This window comes from Mycobacterium sp. PDNC021 (assembly GCF_048282635.1).
Classification (GTDB): Bacteria; Actinomycetota; Actinomycetes; order Mycobacteriales; family Mycobacteriaceae; genus Mycobacterium; species Mycobacterium llatzerense.
Genome location: NZ_CP182502.1, coordinates 2635062 through 2655962, shown reverse-complemented (window position 1 = coordinate 2655962; position 20901 = coordinate 2635062). Strand labels below are relative to the sequence as shown.

The 20901-nt window shown below is 66.4% G+C and carries 21 protein-coding genes and 2 pseudogenes; 21 read left to right on the top strand and 2 right to left on the bottom strand.

From position 1 onward, the window contains the following. Window positions 1-45 precede the first annotated feature (45 nt). The 18 genes and pseudogenes from ACNO8X_RS12515 to ACNO8X_RS12430 all read left to right on the top strand — a co-directional run bounded on the left by ACNO8X_RS12515 (window position 46) and on the right by ACNO8X_RS12430 (window position 17786). Complete coding sequence (locus ACNO8X_RS12515; protein WP_418005540.1) at window positions 46-438, top strand: hypothetical protein; 393 nt, start codon at window positions 46-48, stop codon at window positions 436-438. Window positions 439-631: 193 nt separating this feature from the next. Continuing rightward, entirely contained in the window at window positions 632-1006 is a 375-nt protein-coding gene (locus ACNO8X_RS12510) for an NADH-quinone oxidoreductase subunit A (RefSeq protein WP_043400785.1), read from the top strand. Window positions 1007-1017: 11 nt separating this feature from the next. Continuing rightward, window positions 1018-1575, top strand: coding sequence for a NuoB/complex I 20 kDa subunit family protein (locus ACNO8X_RS12505; RefSeq protein WP_418005539.1), 558 nt, complete (start codon window positions 1018-1020; stop codon window positions 1573-1575). Continuing rightward, entirely contained in the window at window positions 1572-2246 is a 675-nt protein-coding gene (locus ACNO8X_RS12500) for an NADH-quinone oxidoreductase subunit C (protein ID WP_418005538.1), read from the top strand. Before ACNO8X_RS12505 ends, ACNO8X_RS12500 begins: the two co-directional genes overlap by 4 nt. Then, window positions 2246-3574 carry an NADH dehydrogenase (quinone) subunit D gene (gene nuoD, locus ACNO8X_RS12495; protein WP_418005537.1) on the top strand — a complete coding sequence of 443 codons (1329 nt, stop codon included), beginning with the start codon at window positions 2246-2248 and terminating at the stop codon, window positions 3572-3574. The genes ACNO8X_RS12500 and nuoD overlap by 1 nt, the downstream gene beginning before the upstream one ends. Next, complete coding sequence (nuoE, locus tag ACNO8X_RS12490) at window positions 3571-4293, top strand: NADH-quinone oxidoreductase subunit NuoE (protein ID WP_418005536.1); 723 nt, start codon at window positions 3571-3573, stop codon at window positions 4291-4293. Before nuoD ends, nuoE begins: the two co-directional genes overlap by 4 nt. After that, window positions 4290-5600, top strand: coding sequence for an NADH-quinone oxidoreductase subunit NuoF (gene nuoF, locus ACNO8X_RS12485; protein WP_418005535.1), 1311 nt, complete (start codon window positions 4290-4292; stop codon window positions 5598-5600). The genes nuoE and nuoF overlap by 4 nt, the downstream gene beginning before the upstream one ends. Continuing rightward, window positions 5597-7993 carry an NADH-quinone oxidoreductase subunit G gene (locus ACNO8X_RS12480; RefSeq protein WP_418005534.1) on the top strand — a complete coding sequence of 799 codons (2397 nt, stop codon included), beginning with the start codon at window positions 5597-5599 and terminating at the stop codon, window positions 7991-7993. Before nuoF ends, ACNO8X_RS12480 begins: the two co-directional genes overlap by 4 nt. Next, window positions 7990-9219, top strand: a complete 1230-nt coding sequence (nuoH, locus tag ACNO8X_RS12475; protein WP_418005533.1) for an NADH-quinone oxidoreductase subunit NuoH — start codon at window positions 7990-7992, stop codon at window positions 9217-9219. Before ACNO8X_RS12480 ends, nuoH begins: the two co-directional genes overlap by 4 nt. Then, window positions 9209-9765 (top strand): annotated as a pseudogene (nuoI, locus tag ACNO8X_RS12470) (NADH-quinone oxidoreductase subunit NuoI); the annotation flags it as partial. The gene nuoH and the pseudogene nuoI, both read left to right, overlap by 11 nt. Further along, complete coding sequence (locus tag ACNO8X_RS12465) at window positions 9751-10461, top strand: NADH-quinone oxidoreductase subunit J (protein ID WP_260940578.1); 711 nt, start codon at window positions 9751-9753, stop codon at window positions 10459-10461. The pseudogene nuoI and the gene ACNO8X_RS12465, both read left to right, overlap by 15 nt. Then, window positions 10458-10757, top strand: coding sequence for an NADH-quinone oxidoreductase subunit NuoK (nuoK, locus tag ACNO8X_RS12460; RefSeq protein WP_418005532.1), 300 nt, complete (start codon window positions 10458-10460; stop codon window positions 10755-10757). Before ACNO8X_RS12465 ends, nuoK begins: the two co-directional genes overlap by 4 nt. Before the next feature lie 2 nt (window positions 10758-10759). Beyond that, window positions 10760-12643: an NADH-quinone oxidoreductase subunit L gene (gene nuoL / locus ACNO8X_RS12455; RefSeq protein ID WP_418005531.1), complete on the top strand. Its 1884-nt coding sequence runs from the start codon at window positions 10760-10762 to the stop codon at window positions 12641-12643. Next, window positions 12637-14187 (top strand): NADH-quinone oxidoreductase subunit M, encoded by a 1551-nt coding sequence (locus tag ACNO8X_RS12450; RefSeq protein WP_418005530.1) that lies wholly within the window; start codon window positions 12637-12639, stop codon window positions 14185-14187. The genes nuoL and ACNO8X_RS12450 overlap by 7 nt, the downstream gene beginning before the upstream one ends. A 5-nt stretch (window positions 14188-14192) precedes the next feature. Beyond that, the gene (gene nuoN / locus ACNO8X_RS12445) at window positions 14193-15725 is read left to right on the top strand and encodes an NADH-quinone oxidoreductase subunit NuoN (protein ID WP_418005875.1); all 1533 of its coding nucleotides are present in this window, start codon (window positions 14193-14195) and stop codon (window positions 15723-15725) included. A 428-nt stretch (window positions 15726-16153) separates the two neighbouring features. Next, the gene (locus tag ACNO8X_RS12440; protein ID WP_418005529.1) at window positions 16154-16636 is read left to right on the top strand and encodes a hypothetical protein; all 483 of its coding nucleotides are present in this window, start codon (window positions 16154-16156) and stop codon (window positions 16634-16636) included. Continuing rightward, the gene (locus tag ACNO8X_RS12435) at window positions 16633-17145 is read left to right on the top strand and encodes a polyketide cyclase (protein ID WP_418005528.1); all 513 of its coding nucleotides are present in this window, start codon (window positions 16633-16635) and stop codon (window positions 17143-17145) included. Before ACNO8X_RS12440 ends, ACNO8X_RS12435 begins: the two co-directional genes overlap by 4 nt. Before the next feature lie 38 nt (window positions 17146-17183). Then, complete coding sequence (locus tag ACNO8X_RS12430) at window positions 17184-17786, top strand: nitroreductase family protein (protein WP_418005527.1); 603 nt, start codon at window positions 17184-17186, stop codon at window positions 17784-17786. A gap of 26 nt (window positions 17787-17812) precedes the next feature. On the opposite strand, the gene ACNO8X_RS12425 is transcribed toward ACNO8X_RS12430, so the two are convergent. After that, the gene (locus ACNO8X_RS12425) at window positions 17813-18256 is read right to left on the bottom strand and encodes a carboxymuconolactone decarboxylase family protein (protein ID WP_418005526.1); all 444 of its coding nucleotides are present in this window, start codon (window positions 18254-18256) and stop codon (window positions 17813-17815) included. A 217-nt stretch (window positions 18257-18473) separates the two neighbouring features. Between ACNO8X_RS12425 and ACNO8X_RS12420 the strand changes: the two are divergent. From ACNO8X_RS12420 to ACNO8X_RS12410, 3 genes and pseudogenes are all read left to right on the top strand, one after another. Next, a pseudogene (locus ACNO8X_RS12420) lies at window positions 18474-18680 on the top strand (GntR family transcriptional regulator); the annotation flags it as partial. A 141-nt stretch (window positions 18681-18821) separates the two neighbouring features. After that, a complete protein-coding gene (locus tag ACNO8X_RS12415; protein WP_418005525.1) occupies window positions 18822-19874 on the top strand; it encodes a PLP-dependent aminotransferase family protein in 1053 nt (350 codons plus the stop codon). Between the two features lie 66 nt (window positions 19875-19940). Further along, window positions 19941-20393 carry a hypothetical protein gene (locus ACNO8X_RS12410; RefSeq protein ID WP_418005524.1) on the top strand — a complete coding sequence of 151 codons (453 nt, stop codon included), beginning with the start codon at window positions 19941-19943 and terminating at the stop codon, window positions 20391-20393. Here the strand turns inward: ACNO8X_RS12410 and ACNO8X_RS12405 are convergent. Next, window positions 20360-20848 carry a hypothetical protein gene (locus tag ACNO8X_RS12405; RefSeq protein ID WP_418005523.1) on the bottom strand — a complete coding sequence of 163 codons (489 nt, stop codon included), beginning with the start codon at window positions 20846-20848 and terminating at the stop codon, window positions 20360-20362. The genes ACNO8X_RS12410 and ACNO8X_RS12405 overlap by 34 nt on opposite strands. Window positions 20849-20901: the final 53 nt, after the last annotated feature.

The following is a 20901-nucleotide window of genomic DNA, read 5'->3' as shown; positions in this document are numbered from 1 at the left end:
CCGATCCGGGCCTGGCCCACCGGCGAACTGCGTACCATCGCGAGCGTGGCCGATTCTGCCCTCACGATCCTGGTCTACAGCGACAATCCGAACACCCGCGACCAGGTGCGCACAGCCCTGGGACGGCGCATTCACCCGGACCTGCCCGACCTGACGTACCTCGATGTGGCGACGGCGCCCGTCGTGGTGAGCTCCGTCGGCGCGGGCGGGATCGATCTGGCGATCCTCGACGGCGAAGCCACTCCCGCCGGCGGGATGGGACTGGCCAAGCAGCTCAAGGACGAGGTCGCGAACTGCCCGCCGATCGTGGTGCTCACCGGCCGCGCCGACGACGCCTGGCTGGCCTCGTGGTCGCGCGCGGAAGCCGCGGTACCGCACCCCATCGACCCGATCCGGCTCGGCGAGGCAGTGGTGGCAGTGCTGTCTCCACAGCGGTGAAACAGTGCGTTAACCAGCACGAAATGGCCTGTGGCCGTTCACTCTTCGCGTCAGCGGCGGTGCGGCGCGGGAACGTCAGGAACTGATCATGATCCTAGCCAAAATGCGGCGGCCGTTCCGTTAACCAGGCTAAGCTGTGGGCCAGCTCACATCGACAGCTCGACGAGGGAGCCGCACAGGGCATGGCGCACGCATGAATGTCTACATCCCCATCCTGGTACTCGGCGCGATCGCCGCTGCGTTCGCGGTGGGTTCGGTCGGAATTGCGCTGGTCATCGGCCCTCGCCGGTACAACCGGGCCAAGCTGGAGGCCTACGAATGCGGCATCGAACCGATGGCGCCGGGCTCTCCGGGACATGAGACGACGGGCCAGCGATTCCCGGTCAAGTACTACCTGACCGCCATGCTGTTCATCGTCTTCGACATTGAGATCGTCTTCCTGTACCCCTGGGCCGTTTCCTTCGAATCGCTGGGGGTATTCGCCGTGGTGGAGATGCTGCTGTTCATGCTGACGGTGTTCGTCGCCTACGCATACATCTGGCGACGCGGCGGACTGAGCTGGGACTGAGGACAGGACCCATGGGACTCGAAGAACGCTTACCCGGCGGCATCCTGCTGTCCACTGTCGAGAAGGTCGCAGGGTACGTACGCAAGGGGTCGCTGTGGCCCGCCACCTTCGGGTTGGCCTGCTGCGCCATCGAGATGATGGCCACCGCCGGCCCTCGTTTCGACATCGCGCGCTTCGGCATGGAGCGGTTCTCCGCGACACCCCGACAGGCTGATCTGATGATCGTCGCCGGCCGCGTCAGCCAGAAAATGGCACCGGTGCTGCGGCAGGTGTACGACCAGATGGCCGAACCCAAGTGGGTGCTGGCCATGGGGGTGTGCGCTTCCTCCGGTGGGATGTTCAACAACTACGCGGTGGTGCAGGGCGTCGACCACATCGTGCCCGTCGACATCTACCTACCGGGCTGCCCGCCCCGGCCCGAGATGCTGCTCAACGCAATCCTCATGCTGCACGCCAAGATTCAGGAGATGCCGCTGGGGGTCAACCGGGCCGAGGCGGTTGCCGCGGCCGAGGAAGCGGCGTTGCAGGCACGTCCCACCATCGAACTGAAGGGACTGCTGCGGTCATGACGGACACGCCCGACCAGACCGGCCCCGAGGTGATCGGGACGCGGCGCGGCATGTTCGGCGTGCGCGGCAGCGGCGACACGTCGGGCTACGGCCGGTTGGTCCGTGAGGTGGTCCTGCCCGGCAGTTCGCCCCGTCCGTACGGCGGGTACTTCGACGACGTCGTCGACGCGTTGGCCGAGGCCCTCGGCGCGGACCAGTTCACCGCCGCGGTCGAGCGCATCGTCGTGTTCCGCGACGAGCTGACCCTCGAAGTACGCCGGGACCACCTCGTACCGGTGGCGCAGACGCTGCGCGACGAGCTGAGATTCGAACTGTGTCTGGGCGTTTCCGGGGTGCACTACCCCGACGACACGGGTCGCGAGCTGCATGCCGTCTACCCGCTGATGTCCATCACCCACAACCGAAGAATTCGCGTCGAGGTGTGCGCACCGGACGCCGATCCGCATGTGCCGTCGCTGTATTCGGTGTATCCGACGACCGACTGGCATGAGCGGGAGACCTATGACTTCTTCGGCATCATCTTCGACGGCCATCCCGCGCTGACCCGCATCGAGATGCCCGACGACTGGGTGGGCCACCCGCAGCGCAAGGACTACCCGCTCGGCGGCATTCCCGTCGAGTACCACGGCGCGAAGATCCCGCCCCCGGACGAACGGCGGGCCTACAACTGATGACTCCGGACAACGAACCCGATGGCCGCGAGCGCGTGGTCACCGTCGGCGGTCAGGACTGGGCCGACGTTGTCGCAGCTGCGCGCGAGAGCGCGGTGGCCGGCGAGCGCATCGTGGTCAACATGGGGCCGCAGCATCCGTCCACCCATGGCGTCCTGCGCCTGATCCTGGAGATCGACGGCGAGACCATCACCGAGGCCCGGTGCGGAATCGGTTACCTGCACACCGGAATCGAGAAGAACCTCGAGTACCGGACCTGGACGCAGGGCGTCACCTTCGTGACCCGGATGGACTACCTCTCCCCCTTCTTCAACGAGACGGCGTACTGCCTCGGCGTCGAGAAGCTGCTCGGTGTCACCGACGACATTCCCGAGCGCGCCAACGTCATCCGGGTCATGCTCATGGAGCTCAACCGAATCTCGTCGCATCTGGTGGCACTGGCGACCGGCGGCATGGAGCTGGGCTCCATGTCGGCGATGTTCTTCGGATTCCGGGAACGCGAACTGGTGCTGTCCGTCTTCGAGACCATCACCGGACTCCGGATGAACCACGCCTACATCCGCCCCGGCGGGCTGGCGGCCGACCTACCCGACGACGCACTGCCACGCTTAAGGGAACTGCTGCAGCTGTTGCCGAAACGGTTGCGCGACATGGAGAACCTGCTCAACGAGAATTACATCTGGAAGGCACGCACCCAGGGCGTCGGCTACCTGGATCTGACCGGATGCATGGCGCTGGGCATCACCGGTCCGGTGTTGCGGTCGACGGGGCTGCCGCATGATCTGCGCAAGTCGCAGCCGTACTGCGGGTACGAGTCCTACGACTTCGACGTCATCACCGACGACGGGTGCGATGCATACGGCCGCTACATGATTCGTGTTCTGGAGATGCGCGAGTCCATCAAGATCGTCGAGCAGTGCGTGGATCGACTGGGTCGGCTCGGACCGGGACCGGTGATGATCACCGACAAGAAGCTGGCCTGGCCCGCGGACCTGAAAGTCGGCCCCGACGGCCTGGGCAACTCGAAGGAACACATCGCCAAGATCATGGGCTCCTCGATGGAGGCGCTGATCCACCATTTCAAGCTGGTCACCGAAGGCATCCGGGTACCGGCCGGGCAGGTGTACGTCGCGGTCGAATCGCCACGCGGCGAACTGGGCGTGCACATGGTCTCCGACGGCGGCACCCGGCCATTCCGGGTGCACTACCGCGACCCGTCGTTCACGAATCTGCAAGCGGTGTCGGTGATGTGCGAGGGATCCATGGTCGCCGATGCCATCGCCGCGGTGGCATCGATCGATCCGGTCATGGGAGGCGTGGACAGGTGACCGCTATCGAACTGCGTCTCGGGCCCCGTCCGGACGAGCCGGGACCTCCCATCGGCCAAGGGCCGCAGTCGTATTCGGCGGACGTGCGGGAACAGCTGGCGGCCGATGCGGCGGCGATCATCGCCCGTTATCCCAGTGCCCGGTCCGCGCTGTTGCCGCTGCTGCATCTCGTCCAGTCCCAGGACGGCTACCTGACACCAGCCGGAATCTCTTTCTGTGCTGGGCAATTGGACCTCAGCACGGCCGAAGTCACCGCGGTCGCGACGTTCTATTCGATGTACCGGCGCACGCCGACCGGCGAGTATCTGGTCGGCGTCTGCACCAACACGCTGTGCGCCATCATGGGCGGGGACGCCATCCTGGAAACCCTGGAAGAACACCTCGGCCTCGGCGCCGGCGAAACCACCGCCGATGGCCGGGTCACGCTGGAGCACATCGAATGCAACGCCGCCTGCGACTACGCACCGGTGGTGATGGTCAACTGGGAGTTCTTCGACAACCAAACACCCGGTTCGGCACGCGATCTCGTCGACTCGCTGCGAGCCGGTGAGTCGGTGACCCCGACCCGGGGCGCGGCGCTGTGCACCTTCAAGGAGACCGCCCGCATCCTCGCCGGGTTCCCCGACGAGCGTCCCGGCAGCAACGACGGCGAACCCGGCTCGGCCACCCTCGCCGGGTTGCGCGTCGCCGAAGAGCGCGGGATGGAGGCGCCGCAATGACATCGACGGGACTGACGCCCGTACTGAGTAGGCATTGGGATCAGCCGCAGTCTTGGACGCTGCAGAGCTATCTGCGGCAGGGCGGCTACCAGGCGCTGCGCGCGGTGCTGCGGATGCAACCCGCTGAAGTCATTGCGCTGGTGAAGGATTCGGGCCTGCGGGGCCGGGGCGGTGCCGGTTTCCCGACGGGGACGAAGTGGTCGTTCATCTCCCCCGACGACAGCCGTCCGCACTATCTCGTGGTCAACGCGGACGAATCCGAACCCGGAACGTGCAAGGACATTCCGCTGATGCTGGCCTCGCCGCACACTCTGGTGGAGGGCGCGATCATCGCGTCGTACGCCATCGGCGCCCGGCACGCATTCATCTACCTGCGCGGCGAGGTGGTGCCGGTCCTGCGCCGGCTGCAGGGCGCCGTAGCCGAGGCCTATGCGAACGGCTACCTCGGCACCAACATCGCCGGCACCGGCTTCGATCTGGACCTGGTCGTGCACGCCGGGGCGGGTGCCTACATCTGCGGGGAAGAGACCGCGCTGCTCGACTCACTGGAGGGCCGGCGCGGCCAACCCCGTTTGCGTCCACCGTTTCCCGCGGTCGCCGGGCTGTACGCGTGCCCGACCGTGGTCAACAACGTCGAATCGATCGCCAGCGTCCCCTCGGTGATCCGCGGCGGCGTCGACTGGTTCCGGTCCATGGGATCGGAGAAGTCACCGGGCTTCACGTTGTACTCACTGTCAGGTCATGTCACCCGCCCCGGACAATACGAAGCACCACTGGGGATTTCGCTGCGCGAACTGCTCGAGTACGCCGGCGGGGTCCGAGCCGGACACCAGTTGAAGTTCTGGACGCCGGGCGGCTCGTCGACGCCGATGCTGACACCCGAACATCTGGACATCCCGCTCGACTATGAAGGCATGGCCGGGGTCGGCTCGATGCTGGGCACCAAGGCACTACAGATCTTCGACGAAACCACCTGCGTGGTGCGGGCCGTGCGGCGCTGGACCCAGTTCTATGCGCACGAATCCTGCGGCAAGTGCACGCCGTGCCGGGAAGGCACCTACTGGCTGGCACAGATCTACGCCCGGCTGGAGAGCGGGCAGGCCCAGGCGGCCGATCTGGACAAGCTGCTCGACATCTCCGACGCCATCCTCGGCAAGTCGTTCTGCGCGCTCGGTGACGGTGCGGCCAGCCCGATCATGTCCTCGCTCAAGTACTTCCGCGATGAGTACGTCGCGCACCTGAACGGTGGCTGCCCCTTCGATCCGCACGCCGCCACGATCTTCGCCACGGAAGGAGCGGGCGCGTGACGGTGACTGAGCCGGCGAAGGACGCGACTGCGGTCGAGATGGTCTCGCTGACCATCGACGACCAGCAGATCAGTGTGCCCAAGGGCACGTTGGTGATTCGTGCGGCCGAGCTGATCGGCGTCCAGATTCCCCGGTTCTGCGACCATCCTCTGCTGGAGCCGGTGGGCGCCTGCCGGCAATGCCTGGTCGAGGTGGAGGGCCAGCGGAAGCCGCTGGCGTCGTGCACCACCACCGTCAGCCCGGACATGGTGGTGCGCACCCAAGTGACGTCGGAGGCTGCCGACAAGGCGCAGCACGGCGTGATGGAACTGCTGCTGATCAACCATCCGCTGGACTGCCCGGTCTGCGACAAGGGCGGCGAGTGCCCCCTGCAGAACCAGGCGATGTCCAACGGCCGCAGCGATTCTCGTTTCGAGGACGTCAAGCGCACCTACCCCAAGCCCATCAACCTGTCGGCGCAGGTACTGCTCGACCGCGAACGCTGTGTGCTGTGCGCGCGCTGCACCCGCTTCTCGAATCAGGTCGCCGGTGACCCGTTCATCGAACTCCTCGAACGTGGCGCGTTGCAACAAGTCGGCATCGGCGCGGGACCCGACGGTGGCGATCCGTTCGACTCGTACTTCTCCGGCAACACCGTGCAGATCTGTCCCGTCGGCGCCCTGACCGGGACCGCGTACCGGTTCCGGGCCCGGCCTTTCGACCTGGTCTCCTCCCCCAGCGTGTGCGAACACTGCGCCTCCGGGTGTGCGCAGCGCACCGATCACCGACGCGGAACAGTGTTGCGCCGCTTGGCCGGTGACGATCCCGAGGTCAACGAAGAGTGGAACTGCGACAAGGGCCGCTGGGCCTTCACCTATGCCACGCAGAGTGACCGGATCACCACGCCATTGATCCGCGAGGCCGACGGCACCCAACGTCCGGCGTCCTGGCCCGAAGCGGTGGCGGTCGCGGTGCGCGGCCTGTCGGCCGCCGGCGCACGCACCGGAGTGCTCGTCGGTGGACGACTCACCACCGAAGACGCCTATGCCTACGCCAAGTATGCGCGGATCGTGTTGGGCACCAACGATATCGATTTCCGCAACCGGGTGCACAGCGACGAGGAAGCGCAGTTCCTGGCGGCCAGCGTCGCGGGTCAGCTGATGCACGTGACGTACGCCGACCTGGAAAAGGCGCCCGTCGTGCTGCTCGTCGGGTTCGAGCCGGAAGACGAATCACCGATCATCTACCTACGGCTGCGCAAAGCCTTCCGCAAGCACGGGCTCAAAGTGGTTGCGGTGGCACCTTTCAGTAGCCGGGGCCTGGAAAACATGGGCGGCACCCTGATCACGGCCGCACCCGGCCGTGAGCCCCGGGCACTCGACGCCATCGAGGTGCTGCCGCCCGGATCGGTCATCCTCACCGGTGAGCGACTGGCCGGCGTCCCCGGTGGGTTCTCCGCGGTGGCCCGGCTGGCCGGGCGGACGGGCGCCGCCGTCGGCTGGGTGCCGCGGCGGGCCGGCGAGCGCGGTGCCCTGGAGGCCGGGGCGGCCCCGAATCTGTTGCCCGGTGGGCGATTGGTGACCGATCTGCCGTCACGCACCGAGGTTGCCGTCGCCTGGCATGTGGACGAACTGCCCGACGCTCCGGGCCGCGACACCACTGCGATCCTGGCCGCCGCAGCCGACGGTGACCTGGAGGCTGTCCTGGTCGCCGGGGTCGAACTGGCCGACCTGCCCGACCCGGCGCTGGCTCAGCAGTCACTCGGTGCGGCGAAGTTCGTCGTCAGCATGGAGGTGCGCCGCAGCGCCGTCACCGACCTGGCGCACGTGGTGTTCCCGGTGGCACCGGTGGTCGAGAAGGCCGGCAGTTTCGTCAACTGGGAAGGGCGCGGGCGATCTTTCGGCGCGGCGCTGCCGCCTGCCATGCGAGCGGACATGGGGGTGCTGGCCGCGCTCGCCGACGAGCACTGCATCGATCTGGGTCTGCGCGACGTCACGACGGTGCGCAATGAGATGAACCGGCTGGGGTGCTGGACCGGACCACGCCCCGCCGCACCGGAATTCACCGCTCCACCCAGCCCGGTGCCAGGACCCGGACAGGCAGTCCTCGCGGGCTGGCGCATGCTGCTGGATGCCGGCCGCATGCAGGACGGCGAACCGAATCTGGCTGCCACCGCCCGTCCGGCGGTCGCCCGGTTGTCGGCCGACACGGCCGCGAGCATCAACGCGGGCGAGATGGTCACGGTGAGCACAGACAACGGCAGCATCACCCTGCCACTGGAGATCACCGAAATGCCGACCGGCGTGGTGTGGCTGCCGCTGAATTCGCCGGGGTCGACGGTGCACGCCACGCTCGGCGTCGCCCCGGGCGCCGTCGTCACGATCAGCGGGGCCAGTGACGGGACCAGGCCATGAACTATCCCGACCTGTCGTCGTTCGGACTCGACCCGTGGTGGCTGGTCCTCGCCAAAGCCCTCGGCATCTTCGTGTTCCTGGTCCTGACGGTGCTCGTCGCCATCTTGCTCGAGCGCCGGGTACTGAGCTGGATGCAGATGCGCATCGGGCCGAACCGGGTGGGCCCCTTCGGGTTACTGCAGAGCCTGGCCGACGGTGTCAAGCTCGCCCTGAAGGAAGGGCTGGTCCCGGCCGGGGTGGACAAGCCGATCTACCTGATGGCACCGATCATCGCGGTGATCCCCGCGTTCATGGCGTTCGCCGTCATCCCGATGGGACCGCTGGTCCACGTCTTCGGGCACGAGACCCCGCTGCAGTTGACCGACCTGCCGGTCGCGGTGTTGTACGTCCTGGCGGTCACGTCGATCGGGGTGTACGGAATCGTGTTGGCCGGCTGGGCCTCCGGCTCCACCTACCCCCTGCTCGGTGGGCTGCGGTCCAGCGCGCAGGTGATCTCGTACGAGATCGCGATGGCACTCTCGTTCGCCGCGGTGTTCCTGTACGCCGGCACCATGTCGACGTCGCAGATCGTCGCCTCCCAGCAGGGCCGCTGGTACGTCTTCCTGCTGCTGCCGTCGTTCCTGGTCTACGTGGTCGCCATGGTCGGCGAGACCAACCGGGCACCGTTCGATCTGCCCGAAGCCGAGGGCGAGCTCGTCGGCGGTTTCCACACCGAGTACTCGTCGCTGAAATTCGCGATGTTCATGCTTGCCGAGTACGTCAACATGACGACAGTGTCGGCACTGGCCACCACGTTGTTCCTCGGCGGCTGGCAGGCCCCGTGGCCGCTGAGCCTCATTCCGGGAGCCAACACCGGATGGTGGCCGCTGCTGTGGTTCATCGGCAAGGTGTGGACGTTCCTGTTCCTGTTCATGTGGCTGCGTGCGACACTCCCCCGCCTGCGGTACGACCAGTTCATGGCGTTGGGCTGGAAGGTGCTCATCCCCATCTCACTGGCGTGGATCATGATCGTCAGCATCGTGCGGACGCTGCGACTGCAGGGTTACGACAGCTGGCCCGTCGTGCTGGCGTTCGCCGCCCTCATCGCTGTGGTCGCCATCGCCGGTGCGCTGTGGAATACGGTGCGGCGCAAGGCGGCTCGCATCCCGGTCCCGGCCGCCGAACCTCAGCCCGGCGCGTTCCCGGTGCCACCCATCCCGGCCAAGGAGGTACACCATGCCCGGTAGGCCCAAGTTCATCGACGCCATCGCCGGCTTCGGCGTCACCTTCGGGACCATGTTCAAAAAGTCGGTCACCGAACAGTATCCCGAGGAGCCCGGCCCGGTCGCTCCTCGCTATCACGGCCGGCATCAGCTCAACCGCTACGACGACGGCCTCGAGAAATGCATCGGCTGTGAATTGTGCGCGTGGGCCTGCCCCGCGGACGCCATCTTCGTCGAGGGCGCGGACAACACCGAGGAACAACGGTTTTCGCCCGGCGAGCGGTACGGCCGGGTGTACCAGATCAACTATCTGCGGTGCATCGGCTGCGGGCTCTGCATCGAGGCTTGCCCGACCCGTGCGCTGACCATGACCAACGACTACGAGATGGCCGGCGACAACCGGTCCGGCCTGATCTACGGCAAGGACAAGCTGCTGGCTCCGCTGGAGATCGACATGACCGCGCCGCCCCATGCGATGGCCGAGGGCAGCACCGACGAGGACTATTACCGCGGCAACATCACCGCGGCCGGACTGTCGCGGCCCGAGGCAGCCAAGTGACCGGAGAGGCCGTGACGTTCTGGGTGCTCGGCACGGTGTCGGTGCTCGGCGCCATCGCCATGGTTGCCGCGCCCAAAGCGGTGTACTCGGCAATGTTCTTGGCCAGCACCATGATCAGCCTGGCCGTGCTGTACATCGCTCAGGACGCCGTGTTCCTCGGCGTCGTGCAGGTGGTGGTCTACACCGGCGCGGTCATGATGCTGTTCCTGTTCGTCCTCATGCTCATCGGTGTCGATTCCGCGGACTCCCTGGTCGAAACCATACGGGGACAACGCATTGCCGCCGTGGTGGCCGGCATCGGCTTCGGCATCGCGGTGATCGCCGGAATCGGCAGCCTCGGTACCAACGTCGTCGGTCTCGAACACGCGAACCGGGCCGGCAACGTCCAGGGCCTGGCGGTGCTGATCTTCACGCGCTATCTGTGGGCCTTCGAGACCACCAGCGCGCTGCTCATCACCGCCGCGCTGGGCGCCATGGTGCTGACCCACCGCGAACGGTTCGAACACCGAAAGACCCAGCGTGAGCTGGCAATCGAACGGTTCGCCCCGGGCGGGCATCCGACGCCGCGACCGAACCCCGGCGTGTATGCCCGGCACAACGCCGTCGACATCCTGGCCCGGTTGCCCGACGGATCGGACGCCGACATGTCCGTCAGCGCCGTCCTGCCCCGGCGCAGTGTGTCCACCGACGATGGGAACGCCTCATGAGTCCCACCAACTATCTGTATCTCTCGGCGCTGCTGTTCACCATCGGCGCGGCCGGTGTGCTGCTGCGCCGCAACGCCATCGTCATGTTCATGTGCGTCGAATTGATGCTCAATGCCGCCAATCTGGCGTTCGTCACGTTCTCCCGGATGAACGGCGAACTCGACGGTCAGGTGGTGGCGTTCTTCACCATGGTGGTGGCTGCCTGTGAGGTGGTGGTGGGACTGGCGATCATCATGACCATCTTCCGTTCCCGACGGTCGGCGTCAGTGGACGCCGCGAGCCTGCTGAAGCAGTGACCGTGACGACATCCGTGTGGCTTCTGATCGCGCTGCCCCTGGCCGGTGCGGCGATACTGCTGCTCGGCGGGAAGGCCACCGACGCGTGGGGTCATCTGCTCGGCTGCGCCACGGTGGTCGGCGCCTTCCTCGTCGGCGCGACGCAGTTCGTGGCAATGTCCGGGCGTGCCAACGACTTCCGGTTGGTGCACGAGACGCTGTTCTCCTGGGTCCCGGTCGCGCAACTCCAGGTCGACTTCGGGCTGCGGCTGGACCAGCTGTCGGTCTGCTTCGTCCTGCTGATCACCGGCGTCGGCGCGCTGATCCACATCTATTCGATCGGCTACATGGCGCATGATCTGGCACGGCGCCGGTTTTTCGGCTACCTCAACCTGTTCGTCGCCGCCATGCTGCTGCTGGTCCTGGCCGACAATTACCTGGGCCTGTACGTCGGATGGGAAGGCGTCGGCCTGGCGTCGTACCTGCTGATCGGGTTCTGGTCGCACAAGCCGTCGGCCGCGACGGCCGCGAAGAAGGCGTTCGTCGTCAACCGGGTCGGTGACATCGGGCTGGCGCTGGCCCTGGCGGCCATGTTCGCCCACACCGGAACCCTCTCGTACACGGGTGTTTTCGCCAAGGCTCCGCATCTGGCCGCGGCGACCGCCACGCTCATCGGTCTGCTGTTGCTGCTGGCGGCCTGCGGCAAGTCCGCGCAGGTGCCGCTGCAGTCCTGGCTGGGGGACGCGATGGAGGGCCCGACGCCGGTGTCGGCGCTCATCCACGCGGCCACCATGGTCACCGCGGGCGTGTACCTCGTGGTGCGGTCGGCACCGATCTTCAACCAGTCCGCCGACGCCCGGCTGGCGGTCGCCGTCGTCGGGGCGGTCACGCTGTTGTTCGGTGCGGTGATCGGCTGCGCCAAGGACGACATCAAGAAAGCCCTCGCGGCGTCGACCATGAGCCAGATCGGCTACATGATGCTGGCGGCGGGGCTCGGCCCGGCCGGCTACGCGCTCGCGATCCTGCATCTGCTGGCCCATGGCTTCTTCAAGGCCGGGCTGTTCCTCGGTGCCGGTTCGGTGATGCACGCCATGGATGACGAGACCGACATGCGCCGCTACGGCGGGCTGCGCACCGCCATGCCCGTCACGTTCGCGACGTTCGGCATGGGGTATCTCGCGATCATCGGTATTCCGCCGCTGTCCGGGTTCTTCTCGAAAGACCCGATCATCGAGACCGCCTTCGCGGCCGGTGGCGCCAGAGGCCTGCTGTTCGGCGGCGCGGCTCTGCTGGGTGCGGGCATCACCGCGTTCTACATGACCCGCGTCATGCTGATGACCTTCTTCGGCGAAAAGCGTTGGCGCGCCGAGGCACATCCGCACGAATCGCCGTCGGTCATGGGCTGGCCGATGGTCTTGCTGGCCGGCGGGTCCATTGGTGCCGGTGCCCTGCTCGCCGTCGGCGGCAAATTGGAGCACTGGCTGGAACCGATCGTCGGTTACCAGGAGCCCGAGCATGCCATCCCCGCGTGGCTGCTGACCGTCGTCACACTCGCGGTGGTCGGGGTCGGTGTGGCGATCGCGTATCGGATGTATGCGCTGCAACCCATTCCGATCAGTGCGCCGGTCGACGTCTCCGGCCTGACGGTCGCTGCCCGCAACGATCTCTACGGTGACGCGTTCAACGAGCGGGCGCTGATGGCGCCGGGCCGGCGGCTCACCAAAGACCTGGTGGACTTCGACGACGTCGCGGTCGACGGCGTCACGCGCGAGCTGGCGGCCCTGGTACGCAGCGGGTCGCAGGATCTTCGTCGCTGGCAGAACGGGTTCGCCCGGTCGTATGCGCTGTCCATGTTGGCCGGAGCGGCGTTGATTGCGGCCGCCATTCTCACGGTGAGGGTGTGGTGACCGGAATGTGGTGGCTGACGGCGTTGTGGGCCGTCCCGATGGCCGGTGGTGCGGCAGTGATCCTGTTGCCTGCCACCGCACGGGCTTTCGCCCGCTGGGCCGCGCTCGCGGTATCTCTGGTGGTGCTGGTCATCGCGCTGGTGCTGGCACTGCGCTTCGATCCGGCCGGTGCGCGCTATCAGTTCGTCGAGAACCATCCGTGGATACCGTCGTTCGGCACCGGATACATCCTCGGCGTGGACGGCGTGGCCCTGGTGTTGGTCGCGCTGACGGCGGTCCTGGTACCGCTGCTGATCATCGCCGGGTGGAATGACGGTGACACGAACGACGCTGGTGCGCAGGCCAAGTCGACACATGCGTATTTCGCGCTGATCCTCGCCGTCGAGTCGATGGTGCTGATTTCCCTGGTGTCGCTGGACATCTTGCTGTTCTACGTGTTCTTCGAGGCCATGCTCATCCCGATGTACTTCCTCATCGGCGGTTTCGGAGCAGACCGTCCCGCCGCCTCGAAGGCAGCTGTGAAGTTCCTGCTGTACAACCTGTTCGGCGGCTTGATCATGCTGGCCGCGGTCATCGGGCTGTACGTGGCCACTGCCAACAGCCCGCTGTTCGCCCACGGCACTTTCGATTTCCGCGCCGTCGCGGACGCCGCACGCTACGGCACGCTGAACATCAGCCCGGGCCTGGCCAACGCGTTGTTCGGCGGGTTCATGTTCGCGTTCGCAGTGAAGGCGCCCCTGTGGCCGCTGCACCGCTGGCTGCCCGACGCGGCAGTGCACGCGACGCCGGCCACTGCCGTCTTGATGATGGCCGTCGTCGACAAGGTGGGCACCTTCGGCATGCTCCGGTACTGCCTGCAGCTCTTCCCCTCGTCGGCGGCGACGTTCCGGCCGTTGATCATTGCGCTGGCGGTCATCGGCATCGTCTACGGAGCCATCGTCGCCATCGGGCAGACGGACGTCATGCGGCTGATCTCCTACACCTCGATATCGCACTTCGGCTTCATCATCCTGGGCATCTTCGCGATGACCGAGCAGGCCCAGTCCGGTGCCGCGCTGTACATGGTGAACCACGGCATCTCGACCGCCGCCCTGTTCCTGATCGCCGGATTCCTGGTGTCCCGCCGAGGATCTCGGGCCATCGCCGACTACGGCGGCGTGCAGACCGTTGCGCCGGTCCTCGCCGGCACGTTCCTGATCGCCGGCCTGGCCACGCTGTCCCTGCCCGGCCTGGCCCCGTTCATCAGTGAATTCCTGGTCCTGGTCGGCACATTCATCCACTACCCGGTCGTCACCGCCATCGCGGCTACGGCGCTGGTGCTCTCGGCGCTCTACATCCTGTGGATGTACCAGCGGATGATGACCGGCCCCGTTGCCGACGGCAACGACAAGCTGCGCGACCTGGTGCCACGCGAACTGGCCGTGGTGGTGCCGCTGGTCGCCCTGCTGTTCGTGCTGGGCGTCTATCCCAAGCCCGCCCTCGACATCATCAATCCCGCTGTCGGCCATACCTCGCCGAGCACCGCGCAGGGGGTCGCCCGGTGACGCCCATCCCCGCGCCATCCGTCGAGTACGGCCTGCTGTCGCCGATGCTGATCGTCTTCGGCATCGCGCTGGCCGGTGTGCTGGTGGAGGCCTTCGCCCCGCGCACCGCCCGCTACCGCGCCCAGGTCGCACTGAGCATCGGCGGCCAGGCGGTGGCTTTTGTCGCCGTGGTTTGCCAAGCGCTGCACCTTGATTCACCGGTCGGCCGGCCCGCGGTGCTCGGGGCCATCGCCATCGACCGTCCGGCACTGTTCCTGCAGGGCACCTTGCTCGGAGTCAGCCTGCTGGCGACCCTGCTGATGGCGCAACGCGTTTCGGATGGCAGCGGTCTGGCCGCGTTCACGCCGCAGGCCGCGACGGTGCCCGACAGCGCCGCTGAGCAGATCGCACTCAAAGCCGGTGTGGCCCAGACCGAGGTGTTCCCGCTGGCGATGTTCGCACTCGGCGGCATGATGCTGTTCGGCGCGTCCGACGATCTGCTGACCATGTTCGTCGCGCTCGAGGTGCTGTCCCTGCCCTTGTACCTGATGTGCGGCCTGGCCCGGCGAAATCGGTTGCTGTCGCAGGAAGCATCGCTGAAGTACTTTCTGCTGGGCGCTTTCTCGTCGGCATTCTTCCTCTTCGGTGTCGCGATGCTCTACGGCTATTCGGGCAGCCTGAGCTTGTCAGGGGTCGCCGCCGGCCGCGGACCGGCATCCCTGGGGCTCATCGGCATCGCACTCCTGTGCGTGGGCCTGTTGTTCAAAGTCGGCGCAGTGCCATTCCACTCGTGGGTGCCGGACGTGTACCAAGGGGCACCCACTCCGGTGACGGCGTTCATGGCGTCAGCCACCAAGATCGCCGCGTTCGGCGCGCTGCTGCGGGTCTGCTACGTCGCGCTGCCGACCCTCGCCAACGACTGGCGACCGGTGCTGTCGATCATCGCCGTGCTGTCCATGGCAGTGGGTACGGTGATCGCCATCGCGCAGAACGACGTGAAACGCATGCTGGCGTATTCCTCGGTGGCACATACCGGTTTCATCCTCACCGGTGTGATCGCGCTCAATCCCAGCGGACTCTCGGCGTCGTTGTTCTACCTCTTCGCCTACGGGTTCAGCACGCTCGGCGCGTTCGCGGTGGTGAGCGTGGTCCGCCGCGCCGACGGCGACGAAGAAGGTGACCTGCGCCGGTGGGCCGGCCTGGGCCGGCGGCATCCATTCTTCGGTGTCGTGTTCGCGCTGTTCCTGCTGGCCTTCGCCGGCATTCCACTGACCAGCGGGTTCGTCAGCAAGTTCGCGGTCTTCAAGGCCGCCGCCGAAGGTGGTGCCGCATCGCTGGTGGTCATCGGTGTGATCGTCAGCGCCATCGCCGCGTACTTCTACGTCCGGGTGATCGTGCTGATGTTCTTCACCGATCCGGTCGAGGACGGCCCGGTGGTGCAGTCGGGCACGCTCAGCACCGCGATGATCGGGCTGACGGCCTTCGTGACCCTCGCGTTGGGTGCCGTCCCCCAGCCCGTGCTGGACTTGGCCAACCACGCCGGACAATTCTTGCGCTGAGCGACTGACTGACCGCCGGCCGACGCACGCGTTCCACTTGACCAGACGCAGTGGCGGGGCGTCGCTATTGAGTTGTCACGGTGCGCAATAGGTTCCAGGCCCCGTACCCCTGTTCGAGCGGCCCGAGCCGCGCCTGGAGTCAGATACGTCGGCAACGGAAAACCCGCGGCCCACGCCAAGACCGATGAAGTGTCACCGATGTCTTGATGCGGAACTGTCACCGATGTCCTGATACATCACAGGGGCCTCCGAATTTCGGGAGATATCTCAGGACATCGGTGACGCTTGCTGCCGTCTCATCGACCCAGCGCCCGCGGACCCAGCGCTCGTTGAGCGCGCCATCGGAATACAGCCCCAGGCGAGTGGTACCCGGTTCCGCCATCAAACTGGCCCCTGACAAGCGACCAATGGGTACCTAGTCTCGAAGTGTGGCGACAACGACGGCAGTTGGACATGCGCGCCAGGTGAACCTGGACCGCGACTCCTTGCCTGGCCAAGTCAAGCGTGCCGACTATCTCGACGCCTTCGAAGTCACCGTCGCCGAATCCGACACCCGGACGCCCGAGGCGCTGGCACGTGAAGCGCTCGAGCGATCCGGGACTCTCCTTCGCGAGGGAATTCGATTCGCACACAAGGAGTTCCTACTGTTCCACCTCGGACCGGCGGACTCACCGGACCACATCCTCGGCTGGCGCATCGTGGATTCGACACCTGATGCGGTTCACCTGCAGGCCGACTCACCGTTGATGAGCGGGACCCTGATTCTTCGGCGAACGGATGCCTCGACGGGCCAACTCATCACCGCGCTCCACTACAAGCGCCGCCGGGCGGCCGCCGCGGTCTGGCGAGCCATCGGCCCCATCCACCGCACGGCCGCGCCCTACCTGATGAACAAGGTGGCGACCCGATGATCGGTGACCGGTGGGGCGTCACCGACGCCGAGACCCGGGCGACCTACGGCTGCGACAGCTATGTCACCAGCCCATCGCTCGAGGCATGGCGCGGAGTAACGGTGAACACGACACCAGATCAATTGTGGCCGTGGCTTGTTCAGGTTCGCCTGGCGCCGTACTCGTACGACTGGATCGACAACCTGGGTCGGAAATCACCACGCGAGTTGCGCAACCTGCCCGATCCCACGCCCGGCGATCCGTTCACCGCCACCGCGGGACAGCCCCTGGGCAGGGTGCTCGCGGTGGAGCACCACGTGCAGTTGACTGCGCAGATCATGGGCACGCACATGTCGTATCGGCTCACCCCGATCGACGACCGCCGAACTCGACTGGTGTTGAAAGTCGCGGCGCCGCAATCAATGCGGCTCGCCGCTCCGTTGCTCAGTGTCGGCGATCTCGTGATGGCGCGGCGGCAGCTGCTGAACTTCAAGCATCACGCCGAAAACTCGGCGAACATCCGTCGCTGATATTCCGGAGGTAATCGCGCCGCTACGCCACATTGGTTGTGAAAGAGGAGTTTTCAGCACATGATGCTGACGTGACCGAGTGTGAGAATGCCGCGGCAGATGGAGTCCACCCCCTATTGGCGGAGCGGTTCAGCCCAGTGTCGTTCGATCGGAATGCGGCGCTGAGTAACGCCCAGGTCGACGTGCTGCTCGACGCTGCCCGGATGACGCCTTCAGCGGGGAACTCGCAGCCGTGGATGTTCATCGTGGGTCGGCGTGACGATCCGATCCACTCGCGGATCGCGAGTCACCTGGCACCCAGTTCAGCGCGGTGGGCTCTGGATGCCTCGCTGCTGGTGGTGAATCTGGCTCACGTCCTCGTTGAAGACACGGACTGGGAGTTCTCGGAGTTCGCGCGATACGACCTGGGACAGGCGGTCGCCCACATGACGATTCAAGGGCTGGTCATGGGACTCGGCGCACATCAGTTCCGTGCATTCGATCGTGAAGGTGTCGCCCGCGAGTTCGATGTCCCAGCCGAGTGGGAGGTGACGTCGATGACGGCCTTGGGTGTAGCCGGCCCAGCGTCGGGCGAAAGGACGGAACCGGCCCCAAGCCGCGCTCGGCTGTCGCGGCGCGAAATCACCTGGGCCAGCGCGTAGTCATCTCCGCTGGTGGGTCCCATGCGTCAGGCAACGGAACCATTTGCGCCGCTTCGGTTTCCCGGCTCAGGGATGAGGCAGACCGTGCCGCCGGCCGTGTCCATCGGCCTGATGCCGAGGCCCTGGTTCAGCCGTCCACGCTGGTTCTCCCAGGCGATTTCGGCCGCGATCTCCATCAACTGCCCCTTGGTCAGATGCGTAAGCAGTTCCTCACGGAGCCCGTCCGAGATGATCGCCGGCGTGCGGGACATCTCTTCGGCGAACTGAATGCACAACTTCTCCAGATGCGTGAACTGGTTGCTGTCGCGATAGTTCACCAAGGCGATCAACTTCTCCTCCGAGAACCCCTCATGACGGCCGAGGGTGTCGGAGACGTCGATGCAGAACTCGCAGTGAGTCAGCATCGCCGCTTTGGTGCCCGCGAGCACTTTGAGCGCGGTGGGCGCCCGGCCACTGAACAGCAGCGCCATTTCGTAGAGTCCATTCGCCGCCGCAATGAGCGGGCGCCGGATCAGCCAACCCGGTAGGTCCCAACGATTTTCGCGGGACTTGGACAAGACGACCAGGTGAACCCAGATGCGCTTCAGAATCCTCACGGTGCGTTCTCCTCGATTCCCTCAACAGCGGGCCGGCGGCTGCGGTATAGCTTCATGTTAGGTCCGCACTGGTCGCAGGTTAGGAACCAATATTTCGAGTGAATCGGGTACCACTTCAGGTCCAGAGCTTCTCATCGAACTGGACCGGACCAGTGGTGCCGCCGCGCTGCATCGTCAGCTGGCCGACGGCCTGCGTGACGCGATCCGGACCGGCCGGCTCGCGCCGCAGACCCGATTGCCGTCCAGCCGTGTGCTCGCCGCGGACCTCCAGGTGTCGCGCCGGCTCGTGGTCGACGCGTACAGCCAGCTCGTCGCGGAAGGCTTCCTGCAGAGCCAACAAGGTTCTGGCACAACGGTTGCCGCCGTCGACACGACCACCGGGCGGTCTCAGCAACCTCACCCGGACAGTCGGACATTCGACATCGATTTCGCACCGGGCGTGCCCGATCTTGCGAGCTTTCCACGGCACAGTTGGCTGCGCGCACTGCGTCAGGGGCTGTCCTCCATCGAGTCCGCGTCGTTCGGATACGTCTCCCCCAAGGGTCTGCCGGATGCCCGCGCGGCGGTATCGGAGTACCTGCGGCGCACGCGGGGTGTGCTGGCCGATCCAGAGCGCGTCGTCTTGTGTTCCGGTGCGACGCAGGCCATCGCATTGCTCGCCCACGTGCTCCGGCACCGCGCCATCGCGATGGAAGATCCGGGGTTCTGGTTGCACCGCATGGTTTTTCGCCACCACGGCAACGAGCCGATTCCTGTCCCGGTCGACGACGACGGGCTCGATGTGGAGGCACTCGCCGGCACCGCGGCATCCACTGTGCTCGCCACCCCCGCGCACCAATCTCCGACCGGCGTCGTCCTGTCACCCGCCCGCCGCACCGCGCTGCTCGAATGGGCGCGTGCGGGCAACCTCGTCATCGAAGACGACTACGACGCCGAGTATCGCTATGACCGCGCACCCGTCGGCGCACTGCACGCCCTGGCCCCCGACCGTGTCATCTACCTCGGCTCGGTCAGCAAGACGTTGGCTCCGGGGCTGCGGCTCGGCTGGATGGTGCTGCCCGCGGACCTCGTCGGTCCCGTGGTGTCGGCGAAAGGCCTGGCAGACACCGGTAGCTCGGTCATGGATCAGCTGGCCTTCGCAACCTTGCTGCGGTCCGGCGACTACGACCGGCATCTGCGGCTCATGCGCCGCAGGTACCTGGCCCGGCGCAACTCCTTGCTGCGGGCGCTCGGCCGGTACCTCCCCGAAGCCACGGTGCTCGGCGCCGCCGCGGGCGTTCACCTCACGGTGAGTCTCCCCGCTGACTGCGAGATCGACGACGTCGTGCGGCGAGCGGCGAGCCGGCGCGTGCACATCGATCCACTGTCGTGGTGCTACACCGAACCCGGCGCTGCGCCGCCGGGCTTGATCCTCGGCTACGCCAACCTCACGGAATCGCAGATCGAGACCGGCGTCCGGGCGATCGCCGCCGGCGTCCGCCGCCCGTCCTAAGTGGTACCCAATTCCGGCAAAGAAGTGGCGCCTGACCCTGGGCCATTGCGTGGCTACCCTCGGAGAATGACGACGCAAACACCGTTGCGGATCGTGTTGGTGACCTGCGCGGCTCTTGGCCTGATAACGCTGGTCCTGGGCATCTGGGCGTTCGTCGCGCCGATGTCATTCTTCGAGGTGCTCGCACCGTTCGAGCCCTACAACCGCCACTTCCTCCATGACGCCGGCGTCCTGCAGATCGGTGTCGGAGTGTCGATGTTGCTGGCCGCCGCCCGGCGATCGCCGGTGGAGGTGGCATTGGGCGGCTTCGTGACGTTCGAGGCGCTCCACGTCGTGTCGCACGTGATCGACCGCGATCTCGGCGGCAGGCCGGCCTTCGACATCACGGCCCTCACGGTGCTGACACTTGCCGGCGTGGCCGCGCTGATAGCGGGTCGGCGGCAGCGCAGTGACAAGGCTGGTCCCACGCCGCCCACCCCGGCCGGTTACGTGGGCGTCAAGGTGAACGGCAGCCAGTAGGTACCGGCTCCGTCACCGGGACAGCCCGGCGCTGCCACGGTGAACGTCCGCTCGCCCGTGAAACTGCCGTCGCCGTTGGGCTTGAGGAAGTCCGACCGGAAGGCCGTCACTGCAGCGCCGTTCGGGCCGCAGTGGAACGGGTAGTCGCCCGAAGACTCCCAACGGTCACCCGTCCACCGGTAGTCGAACAGTGCCGGGGCATTCGGATTCTCTTTCAGCTCAGTCACTCTCAGCCAGTGTGCGACGCAGCCTCCGGCGTCACATACCGTCCGGAACATGGCCGCCTGGGTCGACGGATCAGAGGTATCCGGACGGCTATTGAAGGTCTGACGAGAATGGTCGAGAAAGGTGTCGTAGCTCCCGTAAAGCGGCACCGGTTCCGCACGATCGGCGTGCGCCTGCGGGACGGCCACCAACAACGCCAGGACCGGGGCGACACAAATTTTCGGCAGCATGACTTTCAATAGCACACTGCACGAGGCCCAGGGGGTGGATCAGCCTCAGACCT

Coding starts and splice junctions, on each gene's coding strand:
- ACNO8X_RS12510 (WP_043400785.1), top strand. CDS start 632: ATGAATGTCTACATCCCCATCCTGGTACTCGGCGCGATCGCCGCTGCG.
- ACNO8X_RS12505 (WP_418005539.1), top strand. CDS start 1,018: ATGGGACTCGAAGAACGCTTACCCGGCGGCATCCTGCTGTCCACTGTC.
- ACNO8X_RS12500 (WP_418005538.1), top strand. CDS start 1,572: ATGACGGACACGCCCGACCAGACCGGCCCCGAGGTGATCGGGACGCGG.
- nuoD (WP_418005537.1), top strand. CDS start 2,246: ATGACTCCGGACAACGAACCCGATGGCCGCGAGCGCGTGGTCACCGTC.
- nuoF (WP_418005535.1), top strand. CDS start 4,290: ATGACATCGACGGGACTGACGCCCGTACTGAGTAGGCATTGGGATCAG.
- nuoH (WP_418005533.1), top strand. CDS start 7,990: ATGAACTATCCCGACCTGTCGTCGTTCGGACTCGACCCGTGGTGGCTG.
- nuoK (WP_418005532.1), top strand. CDS start 10,458: ATGAGTCCCACCAACTATCTGTATCTCTCGGCGCTGCTGTTCACCATC.
- ACNO8X_RS12435 (WP_418005528.1), top strand. CDS start 16,633: ATGATCGGTGACCGGTGGGGCGTCACCGACGCCGAGACCCGGGCGACC.
- ACNO8X_RS12425 (WP_418005526.1), bottom strand. CDS start 18,256: ATGGCGCTGCTGTTCAGTGGCCGGGCGCCCACCGCGCTCAAAGTGCTC.
- ACNO8X_RS12410 (WP_418005524.1), top strand. CDS start 19,941: ATGACGACGCAAACACCGTTGCGGATCGTGTTGGTGACCTGCGCGGCT.
- ACNO8X_RS12405 (WP_418005523.1), bottom strand. CDS start 20,848: ATGCTGCCGAAAATTTGTGTCGCCCCGGTCCTGGCGTTGTTGGTGGCC.